Origin of the sequence: Paenibacillus allorhizoplanae (genome assembly GCF_927798215.1) — a bacterium.
Classification (GTDB): Bacteria; Bacillota; Bacilli; order Paenibacillales; family NBRC-103111; genus Paenibacillus_E; species Paenibacillus_E allorhizoplanae.
The window spans coordinates 113,202-126,208 of sequence record NZ_CAKMMW010000019.1; the positions used below are offsets into that span (position 1 = coordinate 113,202).

The 13,007-nt window shown below is 46.0% G+C and carries 5 protein-coding genes; all 5 read left to right on the forward strand.

Annotation, left to right across the window (positions count from 1 at the left end):
- Positions 1–112 precede the first annotated feature (112 nt).
- The 5 genes from L6I86_RS25420 to L6I86_RS25440 all read left to right on the forward strand — a co-directional run bounded on the left by L6I86_RS25420 (position 113) and on the right by L6I86_RS25440 (position 13,006).
- The gene (locus L6I86_RS25420) at positions 113–2,902 is read left to right on the forward strand and encodes a carbohydrate binding domain-containing protein (protein WP_236291196.1); all 2,790 of its coding nucleotides are present in this window, start codon (positions 113–115) and stop codon (positions 2,900–2,902) included.
- 127 nt (positions 2,903–3,029) lie between these two features.
- Positions 3,030–4,541: a response regulator transcription factor gene (locus tag L6I86_RS25425; RefSeq protein WP_236291197.1), complete on the forward strand. Its 1,512-nt coding sequence runs from the start codon at positions 3,030–3,032 to the stop codon at positions 4,539–4,541.
- A 119-nt stretch (positions 4,542–4,660) separates the two neighbouring features.
- On the forward strand, positions 4,661–10,567 hold the full coding sequence (locus L6I86_RS25430) for an S-layer homology domain-containing protein (protein WP_236291198.1): 5,907 nt from the start codon (positions 4,661–4,663) through the stop codon (positions 10,565–10,567).
- Positions 10,568–10,726: 159 nt separating this feature from the next.
- On the forward strand, positions 10,727–12,055 hold the full coding sequence (locus tag L6I86_RS25435; RefSeq protein WP_236291199.1) for an ABC transporter substrate-binding protein: 1,329 nt from the start codon (positions 10,727–10,729) through the stop codon (positions 12,053–12,055).
- A gap of 81 nt (positions 12,056–12,136) precedes the next feature.
- Complete coding sequence (locus tag L6I86_RS25440; RefSeq protein ID WP_236291200.1) at positions 12,137–13,006, forward strand: carbohydrate ABC transporter permease; 870 nt, start codon at positions 12,137–12,139, stop codon at positions 13,004–13,006.
- The last annotated feature ends 1 nt before the right edge of the window (position 13,007 follow it).

The window sequence follows — 13,007 nt, forward strand, 5'->3', positions numbered from 1 at the left end:
GTTTAAGGTCAAGTTTTTGATGCTGAGTCCAATTCAATCTCGGTTTGAACAGCGTATACTTAATTTGTAGGCGCTTACAGTGCCTCGAAATAAGATGACTGGGGTGATAGTGATGTACACAGGTTCAATAAGCAATAGGAGCAGATCAATCCTGCTGGCTTGGGTTTTGCCGCTCTTAATGCTGTGGGGGATGATCTATACTCCGCCTGCGGCTGAGGCTGCTGTGACGGGCTATGTAACACGATCGGGCAATCAGCTGCAGCTGGATGGACAGCCATTTCGGTTCAGCTCAGCGAACATTTATTGGCTGGGCTTGGATGAGAATGTACCAACGAATGGTACGATTGATTTTCCAACGAACTTCCGAGTAGATGATGCACTCGCAACCGCCAAAGAAATGGGAGCTACCGTTGTACGCTCACATTTGGTCAACTCATTTGGTTGTGCCAAATGTATTATGCCCACACTTGGCAATTACAACGAGGCTGCTTGGCAGAAGGTGGATTATGCCATCAAAGCCGCTGGAGATCAAGGTATTCGACTCATCCTACCGGTCATTGATATGTATAATTACTACCATGGTGGCAAGAAAACATGGACCAAATGGTACGGGTATCCGGATGATGGCGTCATTTATACAGGGTACGAGTTTTTCAGTGATGCGAATATAATTACAGCTTTCAAACAACATCTGAGCGTCATGTTAAATCGGGTGAACACCTATACGGGAGTTGCTTACAAGAATGACCCTACGATACTTGCATGGGAAACAGGGAACGAGCTAGGCTGGTATGACAATCCGACGCAATTGAAAAATTGGACGCAGCAAATTGCTGACTACTTGAAGCAGCAGGATACACATCACTTAGTAGCGGATGGGAATTACGGCATTGCCGATGCCCATTTGACGATATCCAGTATCGACATGTATTCAGACCATTTCTATACTTGGGGTGATAAAGGCTTATCCGTCCCAGTCCTTCAAACTCAAGCAAATAAAGTTAGAAATGCTGGTAAAGTCATGTTCGTCGGCGAGTATGATTGGAAAAGCGAGCAGTTCGGCACCTTGGCTGCCTTCCATACGGCCATTGAGAATGACAGTGTGATCGCAGGTGACATGTACTGGGCGTTATTTGGTCATAACGACAATTATGGCTACGTGCAGCATCCGGATGGCTATACGGTTCACTATCCAGGTGACACAACATTCATGCGCACACAAGCACAACAAATGAGGAATCATGCTTACAAAATGAGAGGTATCACAACTCCTCCTGCACATGGCATTCCTGGTGCACCTACCATTACCGGTTCCACAACCTCCAGTGGTAAATATGTGCTAAGTTGGCGCGGTTCTGTGCCATCAGATACATACACAGTCGAACGCTCCACAGCAAGCAGCAGTGGACCATGGACTGTCGCATGTAATCAATGCGTCACCGATAATCAAACACCTTGGACCGATGCAGGTTCCACGGCAGGTGCAGCAACTTGGTATAGGGTCAAAGGACATAACTTATCTGGCATAGCAGGCGCTTATTCAACGGTGTATGCAATTTCTGGCACGCAGCTGCAAGCACCTGGAAGCTTTACGCAATCTGCTCCTGCAAGCGGAGCAACAAGTGTAAACGTGATACCATCGTTTACGTGGGGAACTGCTACCAATGCAGCCACCTATACAATTGTTGTCGCAGATAATACGTCGTATTCGAATCCTGTTATCAATGTGAGCGGGCTTACGAGCACAAGTTACACACCTTCGAGTGTGCTGGCTAACAACAAAACCTACTATTGGAAGGTAACCGCAGTTAATAGTACCGGATCAACGAATGCCACCAATTCGGGAATCGCGTTCACGACGGTGGCACTCCCAGCACCAACATCGACTGTTGATACTTTCGATGGATATGCTTCAGATGCAGCATTGCAAGCCGCATATGTGAAAAACGCAAGTGGCAACACGTTCACAATGACTCGTGAAGCAACGACGAAGGATGCAGGCGCCTATGGCGCCAAAATCGTCTATACCGTCAACACAACCACCAGTTATGCAGGTGCCGTGCATACGTTAGGCAATGCGAATTGGACGGGTAACACGAGCCTTAATCTGTGGTTGAAGCCAGACGCTTCGAATCGTACGTTAACGATCCAGTTCAAGGAAACCAACGGAGAACTATGGGAAACGTATTATACCCTTGCGGGTACGACGGCAACGACGGTGTCCATTCCATTCACGAACTTCCAGCACCCAGGCTGGTATAGCGGAGGAAATGGTGTGATTGATTTGGGCTCCATCGCAGAAAGCAATCTGTACATCAATAAAGGATCAGGTGCAGATGGCAGCGGTACGATCTACGTAGATTCCATTAGCCTAGGCAATGGCTCAACACCTCCACCGCCAACGACGGTTATCATCGATAATTATGAAAGTTACGGTGGGTCTAATCCGAGCGTGCTTGCGGCTTATGTACGTAACACGGATGGGAACGCGATTACACCGACTTTGGACGGGACGAATAAATCGCAAGGCTCATATGGCTTGAAGCTAGCCTACACGATGGGGACGCCTAACTTTGCAGGCGTTGTGCATAGCATAAGTCAGAACTGGTCGGGTAAAACAGGTATCCAATTGTGGCTGAAGCCAGATGGATCGAATCGTACCTTAACCATTCAGTTCAAAGAGCCGAACGGAGAGCCGTGGGAAACTACGTATACGCTCTCTAGTACAACTAGTGGAACGATCCAATTCCCGTTCACAGGTTTCCAACATCCGCCTTGGTATTCAGGAGGTAATGGGACGAAGGATTTGGGTTCAATTTCTGAGTTTAATTTATATGTGAATCAAGGTTCAGGCGGAACAGGCAGCAGTACGATCTATGTGGATGATATTCAAGCTTATTAAGCTTCTTCAGTGTTTGTGATCACAACTGAAGCCGTCATGCGGAAATCCGTATGATGGCTTTTGTCTATATGATAGAATGAAGGGGACCAGAGTTGTATGCTGGAATGCCCTCAAGGGTGGGATGAACATGATCCGCATCATGGTTGTTGAAGATGAGAAGGCAATTCGATTGGGCATCGTAAGCATGATTGAGCATATGGAACTTCACGTCAGCGTAGTGGGATCGTTTGCAAATGGCTTGGAGGCTGTTCAGTTTCTGAGCAAGCAAGCCGTAGATGTAATCATCACAGATATCTCAATGCCAAGAATGGATGGATTCGAGCTTGCAGAGCATGTTAGACTCACTCACCCGGATACGAACATCATTATCTTGAGTGGCTACAATCAATTTGATTATGTGCGCAATGCGCTGCGGTCAGGGGTCAGTGATTATTTAGTCAAACCCGTGAATAAGAAGGAACTTCACCAAGTTCTTCAGAAACTGATGGATCATAGGCTTCAAGAAAGAATGCGCAAGGGGCAAACGACAGATTTGTTGTTACAAAGCTATTTAGCAGGCGAGTTGAAAGCAGATCAACTAGAGGTGCTCTGGGAATCCTTCTCGACCTATAGCGGGCATGCCATACCTTGTGTATTTGTTGTGTGCAAAGCTAAGCAAACGATGATCTCAACCATTTCACAGAGATCACATATGGACACGTCCATGCCTGAAATGATCACATGCACACTAACACCTAATTTGCAGCTGTTCATTGTATTTGGCGTAGGTGACGTCGAGGCGTTGGCACAAACGATAAGGGGAGATAAAGCTGATTTGCGAGGCATATCGTCCGTCATTTCACGCTTCGAAGACTGGCCGAGGGGATACTCGGAAGCGATCTCTGCCTATTGCTTGCATTGGCATAACATAGATAGGATCAGTCTTATTCCCTATGCGGAACCTAGTTACCATCGCTCTGAAATGACAATGATGGTATCTCTGATTGATTCCTTATTGCAGAATTCCTCCAAGTGGATGGACCGTGAAGAGCTGAATAAACTGAAAGACCAGCTATACCATAGATCGAAGCGTATCCAGATTCACTGGGCTGATTTATGTCGTGTACTTGGCTATTTATTATATCAGCTGCGAATGCGTATTTCGGATGCGACCAATCGGTCGCTTCTTTCTCAACCCGACTCGAATGAGATAGAACTACAGCTATGCGAGCACGAGGTTTTGCAGGATGTGTTTGATGATATTTTTGACAGGGTGGATCGTCTGTTAGGGGATATGGAACTGGAGCCAGGCGCTTATGAACGTAAAGTGGTGAGCACAGTCAAAAAAATTATCGAGCAAACCTACAATCGTGAGATTGAATTATCAGAGCTGGCGAATAAAGTGCATTTGACAGCGAACTATGTCAGCTTTCTTTTCCGCAAAGAAACAGGAATGACGATCACCGAATACATAATGGATCTTCGCGTTTCGAAAGCCAAGGAGCTGCTCCTTAATCAATTGGAATTGAAAACTTATGAGGTTGGGCAAGCCGTGGGCTATCCCGATGCAGCTTACTTTAATCGCCTTTTCAAAAAGGTCGTCGGTACCACACCTCGCATGTACAGAGAGCAAACACAGATCACCCAAATGCCCAATTAACGGAAAGCGATAGAAGGACAATAGAGTCCAATAAAATGCCAAGCCAGTACATTTCAAACGCCGATCATCCCTCCTATAATTAAAATGATACAAAATGTAGGATACGAGGGGGCAAACGTATGCGTTTGAAAAGCATGTGTGCAAAGCTTGTAGTAGCTATGTTAGTGATGTCTTTGCTCATGAGCGGATTTGTAAGCACGCCAATTATGAAAGCGGAAACAAATTCAGTGTTAACCCATTTTATTACCCGATCAGGTGATAAATTGATGGATGGCGCTAGCGAATTTCGTTTTATTGGAGCAAATGTGCCTACGCTAACGATGGTTGAGGACGGTTATTGGCAGGTTCCCACAGAATGGGAGCAGCGAGATGCATTTAAAGCTTTGCAGCAAATGGGAGCAACAGCAACGAGAACCTATGTCCTTTCTGTCAAAAAGGATACCGATTACCCTGGCATGATTCGCCATGTTGTTGGACCTAATCAGTTTAATGAAGAAGCGTTTGTCGCCCTAGACCGTGCGCTTGCACTTGCCAACGAGTATGGCATTCGTCTTATCATTCCTTTCGTTGATCAATATGAGTGGTGGGGCGGAATTAGTGAGTATGCCAAGTTTCGTGGGAAGAGCAAGGATGCGTTTTGGACGGATCCGGACATCAAGAAGGATTTTAAAGATACGATCTCGTATGTATTGAATCGTCGGAATACCATAACGAACAAGCTTTATAAAGACGATCCTGCCATTCTCGCTTGGGAGACAGGGAATGAATTAACACCTCCATCCTCTGCATGGACGACTGAAATAGGTGCTTTTATCAAAAATATCGATACTAATCACTTGCTGATTGATGGTAAATATGGCATTGATGCCAGCTCGCTAGAGGAAAGCTCACCTATCGACATCGTAAGTAACCATTATTATCCTAACCATTACGCTAGCTTTGCTTCTCAAGTGAATATCGATAAGAATTTGGCCAAAGGGAAAAAGCCTTTCTACGTAGGGGAATTCGGATTCATTCCAAAAAGTGAATTAACCCCTTTCTTAGCCAATGTGATTGAAAACGGTACCAGCGGTGCCTTGATCTGGAGTCTACGGTATCACAGTGAGGATGGCGGCTTCTTCCGACATACGGAAGGCACCTATGGCGGGACTTTCTATGAAGCGTATAAATGGCCAGGCTTCCCAGCAGGCGAGCAAGGTTTTGAGGAATCATCCGTATTGGGGCTGTTACGGGATAAAGCTTATGAGATTCGCGGGATTACTTCAAAGCCAGCTCTACCACTACCTGAAGCGCCGATTATGCTTCCGATTGATACGGTCTCCCGTATCGGATGGAAGGGGTCAACTGGTGCAACGGCCTATACTGTAGAACGTTCCGTATATGCGAATGGGCCTTGGGATATTGTTGGAGCTCAGGTCTACGACGCTTACAAAACAGATTTATTTGACGATATGACCTCTGTGACAGGTGCTACGTACTTCTATCGAACGAAGGCACGAAATACCGTTGGTGAATCCACATACTCTCCAGTAGTAGGTCCAGTCATTGCGAAGCATGCCATTCAGGATGAACTTATTGACTATAGTAAAATGTATCAATTCTCAACGGATTTGAAGTTTACCACAGATGATCTAGATCCAGCTTTGTTCGGAGGAGATCATTATCGACTCAAATTGCAGCCGAATGCGGTTGATCAATTCGTAGCCTATGCGTTGCCTTCGACTCCAACGAATTCGAGTGCGTTGCGAGCTTTATCCGTGAAGGCTTCCGCATTCCGACATACGGGGCATCCGAATAGTGAGTTTAGATTTTGGATTTCTGCGAATGGAACCAATTACACGGAGCTTCAGGTAAACAAATCGGATGTTGGCGGTGGCGATTGGCGTCAAACTGTGTATCAATCAAACACACTGCCTGCGGATGCGAAGTACTTCAAAGTAACCTTCCCAGAAGGGGATGGAGAGTCTCAGCTCGGCGATATTGAAATCGTATACAACCATACAAGCGGTGAAGAGCTTATTTATAAAGATGCGATTTCAAGCGTTGCAATCACCAATGGCGTACTGACAGACGAAATGAATAATATGCTGAAAATGGCCGACCACTCGCCTAACCTCGGATTCGAATCCGCAGGTGCTTATTTTGGCAACGATTTGAAACGACTCGTACGTACAGCTAACACTGCGGAATCATTCGTGTACCAAACAGCAGGGGATATGAATTATTTTGTCATGACGAGCTTCGCCAGACAAGAGCCAAGTAAGTACCGGCTGCCTAATTTCACTTTTTTAACATCGCCAGATGGTGAGCATTACTCGAGTGTTTCTCAAGTTCGTGTAGATGAGGTGCCAGGCGAGGGTTGGTGGAGCCGAATGGTATATACCGCCTACACGTTGCCAGCGGGAACGAAATATATGAAAATTGTGTTCCCCGTTATTCCTGCGAACTTCGCTTCCGAATATTGGAGTCCACAAGTAGGTCGCATCCAAATTGGTGTAGGTTCAGAAAAGTTAGAGCCACCTACCAATGTGAAAAGTGATATCATTGAGAACTTTGAGAGCTATACGGGCTCAGATAGCATGCTGAAGAGTGCTTATACCGTGAATACATCCGGTTCACCTCTTGCATTGAGTTTGGATGCTGTTCATAAATCCGAAGGGAATTACAGCTTGAATTTAACCTCATCGCTGAGTAAGGGCTGGGGGGGCATGGAAAAGCAGATTACGAACACCAATTGGTCTGGCAGCAGTGGTATTTCTTTCTGGGTACAGCCTGCAGAAGCCTATACAGGTATATCCATTCAGTTCAATGAAGGAAGTGCCACGAAAGGTGAAGTTTGGAAAAAAGATATTGGGGTATCGGGCAGTGAACCGCAGCTAATTAAGTTGCCGTTTAACCAATTTTATGTGCCTGACTGGTGGAAGAACTCGCATATTGGTGTGGGGAACAATGTGGTGGATCTTTCGTCCATTACGACATTTAGTATCAACATTGATGGAGCAGCCAACGTTACACGTTCGGTTTATTTCGATGATTTCCGCCTGTATAAGTCACCAGTTATTGATTCGTACGAAGACTATGGCGGGGACAATACAAAGCTGCAAGCCCAATATAAACGCAACTCGGATGGGGATCCCATTACGGCAACACTCGATGCTGATACCAAACAATCGGGTGGATTTGGTCTCAAGCTGAGCTTTGATCTGACTGCTGCCAAAGGATACGCGGGGGTAACCAAATCCATCGGAGGAGCGGATTGGTCGGCCAACAATGGGATCCAGCTATGGATGAAAGCAGGAGAAGCTGGACGCGGTGTTACGTATCAATTAAAGGACGCAACCGGTGAGTATTGGGAAGCCAAGGCGTATGTCAACCATACGAATGGCACCTTGATGAAGATACCTTTCGGTTCCTTCCATCTGGCAGGATGGCAATCGGTAGCGGTAGATGGGAAACTCGATTTAGCATCTATTTCTGAATTTTCCGTCTATGTGGATAGAGGTTCTATTGGAAATGGTGCAGGAACGCTTTATCTAGACGATATTCAAGCGGCTTCGCTTCGTGAGATCGATAACTTCGAATTCTATTCAACCGATGCTGGTGTTCGAGCGGACTATGTGAAAGATGAAGGTGGCGCTGAGATCACAGCTTCTCTAGAGAATATCATCAAACAAGAAGGGGGTCATGCGCTTAAACTCAACTATACATTGACAGCTGCCAAAGGCTATGCTGGTGTCAAACGGACGCTTGGTAAGCTCAATATTGCGGGTGGTGGCAACGCGCTATCCTTCTGGCTGAAGTCAGATACAGTTGGACATGGACTTACGTTCCAATTTACTGAAAGTGACGGGGATATTTGGGAAGCGCAGACGATGATGACTTCAACGGAAGCAAGTGTTGTTCAAATTCCGTTTGGTGGTTTTGCACGCAATCAAACTTGGTCGAAGGGGGACGGCAAGCTCAATCGTACTGAAATTGCGTCCTACGCGATTTTCGTAAACAAGGGTGCGGGGCAATTGGGATCGAATGCCATCTATATCGATTCCATCGCGATTGATCAAGTGCCGACGATTGATAATTTTGACTATTATGGCGGTGGAGAACTCGTTGCTGGCGGAGCATATTCCACGAACAAAGACGGCGGAACTGTTACGTTAACACCGGTCTCGGATCAGAAAGAAGCAGGACCTTTCGGCGGCAAATATGTATATGACCTGCCAACAGCATCGAAGAATTTCGCCGGCGTGAATAAAAAGCTCGATGCTTTAGATTGGAGAGCGTATGAAGGGATACGTTTCTGGTTGAAAAAGGACGCGTCCAATCGCAAGTTGACGATACAATTCCTAGAGTCAGACGGCTCAGCATGGGAGTCTTATATCGAGCTCAATGATGATAAATCAAGTGTGATTAAGCTGCCATTTGCTAAGTTTACCAAAGCACCATGGAGCTCTAGCGGTGACGCTGTCATCAATTTGGATGCGATTAAAGAGTTCTCCATTTATGTGAATCAAGGAGCACGAGGTTCGATAGGCCAAGGAACGCTGTATTTCGATACGATTAAAGTTTATAAAACAGGGGAGGAACCAGATCCAGTAGATCCAGTAGATCCAGTAGATCCTGTGGACCCAGTAGATCCAGTAGATCCAATAGATCCTGTGGACCCTGTAGATCCAGTAGATCCAGTGGACCCTGTCGACCCGGTAGATCAAGGGGATACTAGCTCATCCTCACCTGGCGCTACACTACCTGCGCCAAGCGTAGTTGAGAGTGCCAATCAAATCGAATTGACGGATGAGGCTTTCAAACGCTTAACCGTCACTTATAGCAACGGGAAAGACGTACGTCAAGCCATCATTCAAGAAGCGGATATGAAGAAGGCTTTGGAGCTTCTATTGACGAAAGAGCAAGGGACGCAACTTGTAGTGTCATACAGCACGAAAGATACGGATGAAGTCGTGATTCCAAGTTCGCTGCTGTCCAAAGCACTCGCAGCTAATCCTGTTGCACTAGCCAATATCGTAATTACGCTGCAAAATGAAGCGGGTTCTTACGAGATCCCACTCCGAATTCTATCTAACTCTGCCATTCTAAAAGCACTAGGTACAGACGCTGGGGATGCTAGCTTGCATATAGCAATTACACCTGTATCTGCGGAGCAAGCTAACCAAGTTCGTAAAGCAGCCGAACAGCAAGGAGTAACACTCATCGGCATGCCAGTATCCTTCCGCTTGCTCATGTCTAGTGGAGGCAACCAAACGGAGATTGATAATTTTGGCTCGTTATTCATTACTCGGAGCATCTTCGCGAACAGCGTTAGCGACCTGTCATCTGCTACAGTTGTCGTTATTGACGAAAATACAGGCGCCATGACGTTCGTTCCTGCGTCCTTCCAGCAGCAAGCGAATGGGATGGAAGCAACAATTAGCAGAAATGGGAATAGTGTGTATGCCATTGTCTCCCATCAAGCTCGTTTCATGGATGTTCCGCTTACGCACTGGGCTCAGTCTGCGATTGATGCCTTAGCTTCCAAGCTGCTTCTGAATGGCATGACGGACAGCACGTTCGCACCAGATCGTGCAGTCACACGTGCAGAGTTTACCACGATGCTTGTGAAAGCGATGGGGATTGTACCGTCGAAGAGTACGCAAGCCAAATTCACAGATGTAGCACAAGATTGGTATGCCTCAGCAGTCTTTGCAGCAAGTGAATTAGGTCTGGTCGATGGCTTCGAAGACCATAGCTTCCAGCCGAATGCGACGATCTCGCGTGAGCAGATGGCGGTCATGCTCAGCCGAGCACTGGCATTAACGAAGCTGGCTCAAACGGTGAAGCCTGCTGCAACACTTACATTCACAGACGCTGCTACTGTATCTTCTTGGGCAGAAGCATCGATTCGTCTTGCGACGGCCGCCGGCTTATTAAGCGGCAATCCAGACGGATCTTATCGTCCTCAAGCTGTTGCAACGCGTGCGGAAGCTGCCATTGTGTTCTATAACCTGCTGCATAAGCTGGGTATTGTTAAATAAGAAGATGGGGGCTTCGGCCCCCAATATTGTAACTCGTTTCCACCGAAAAGTGGAAATACAGTACAAGGAAAAACAAATGCGTGCCATTTTACTCGCAGCATTGACGTTTTATAATAAAAATGTAAGCGCTACACAAACTAGTTCATTGGGGGAAATAGGATGAAGAAGACATTAGTAGCCACAACATCGATTTGTTTACTCGCAACTTTACTCGCAGCATGCGGATCGGAATCTACAACAACAACAGCAAGCCCAACACCAGCAGCGAAAGCGTCTGCCACGCCAGCACCAGCAACAGCGGCGACGGAAGCTCCCAAAGCAGCGAATCCAAATGATGATATTAAAGGGAAGATCGTGTTCGCAACGAACCGCACAGACTTAATAGATACGAAGCTGAAAGAGTATCGCGAAGCGTTCAAGAAGAAATACCCGAATGCAGATGTAGAATTCGAAGCACTGAAGGATTATGAAGCCGCTATCAAATTACGCTTGGCCACAGCGGAAGTGCCGGACGTTGTACTGATTCCGAACATTCCAAATACACAGCTTCCTGATTATTTTGCCCCACTGGATGATCTCGGTCTGAATGATAAAATCCGCTTTAAAGACTACAAAACAGCGAACGGTGGCACCTATGGTCTCGTAACAGGCGGTTCCACTACAGGGATTGTGTACAACAAGAAAGCATTCGCTGATGCCGGTATTACAGCGCTTCCGAAGACACTCGATGAATTCTATGCCGCATCCGAGAAGCTGAAAGCGAAGGGGATTGTACCTCTTGCAACCAACTACAAGGACAAATGGCCGCTCTACACGTGGCAGCATGTAGCTGTTGCGATGTCTGGTAATCCGAACTTCTGGAATGATCGCATTAAGCAGGAGAATGCTTTTGACCCGAATGGCGCTTTCGCCAAGTCCTTAGGCATTCTCAAAACGATGATCAGCAAGGGCTACGTAGAGAAGGATATCAACTCTTCTAACTGGGAGCAATCCAAGAAGGATGTAGCCTCTGGTAAAATGGCGATGTACCTCTTGCCGAACTGGGTTATTCCACAAGTTATTGAAAATGGCACAGAAAGTGCTAACGTAGGCTTCTTCCCAATGCCTTTCGATAACTCAGGTAAGCTGACTACATTAATGACACCTGATTATTTCTATGCCGTTAGCAAAAACAGTAAAAACCTCAAGACAGCCAAAGCTTTCGTGAAATGGTTAATTGAAGATTCCGGTTATGATGATTTTGCTGGCTTCATTCCATCTTTGAAGGATAAGAAGTCCTCTGTTACGCAATTGTCTGATTTCCTAGCTACGAAAGACTTGAATTTCGTTGAAATCGCTGCGGATAACAGTGACGCTATGGCGATCCAAAATAAAGCACAAATCGATCTGAACGACATCGCACAAGAAGTAGCGGTAACGGACGTGGCTAAGGTATTTGATAAATACAACAAAAAGTGGGTAGAAGCGAAAAAAGCGCTGGGTAAGTAAGCGTTAAGCAGAAGAGGACTGAATGATAGTTTGCAAGCATTCAGTCCTCTTTTTCAAATTAAAGAGCAATGAGGTATGGAGATGAGCTACCAACAACAAAAAATTACCTTAATATTATCCTTCCTAATCGTGCCACTCACGCTGCTTTTAACATTTACCTATTATCCAGCTCTAAGGCTCATATACTTAAGTTTTACATCATGGGATGGATTAACACCGGTGAAAACGTGGGTTGGGTTTTCAAATTACAAAGAAATTATGGGAAATAGGGAAGTCTTCTATGTCTTCCTCCATAATGTTGCTTACTTCGTAGGTGGTATCCTGCAAAATGTTGTAGCCTTTTTCTTCGCGGTCCTGTTGAACAGTAAGCTTAAAGGACGTAACGTGTTTCGGACGGTGTTATTTCTGCCCTACATTATGAATGGGGTCGCCGTAGCGTTTATGTTCGGCTATGTTTTCGATACCAACACGGGTTCATTGAATTATTTCTTAAGTTTGCTGGGCATGGATCCTATATCCTGGTTAGGTAAGCCAGGTCTTGTCAATGTATCTCTAGCTTCAATTGGAGTATGGAAATTTATGGGTTTTAATATGGTTGTGTACTTAGGGGCACTCCAGTCGCTCCCTGAAGATCTCTATGAAGCAGCAAAAATAGACGGTGCACGAAGATTCCAAGTGCTTCGCTACATCACAATACCTGGTATGAGGAAAATTATCGAGCTTAATCTGTTTCTGACTGTGATTGGGGCTTTGGAGGTATTTGACCTTCCCTTCGTCCTAACCAAAGGTGGTCCTTTGGCGGCAAGTAAAACGTATGTTCAGCAAACAGTGGAGACCGCGTTTCAATATAACAACTTTGGACTCGCTTCAGCGATGAGTGTACTACTGATGATTGTCGTGATTGTCGTAGTATCCGCACAACGGAGAATTGTTGGAGGAAAGGAGGAGTGAC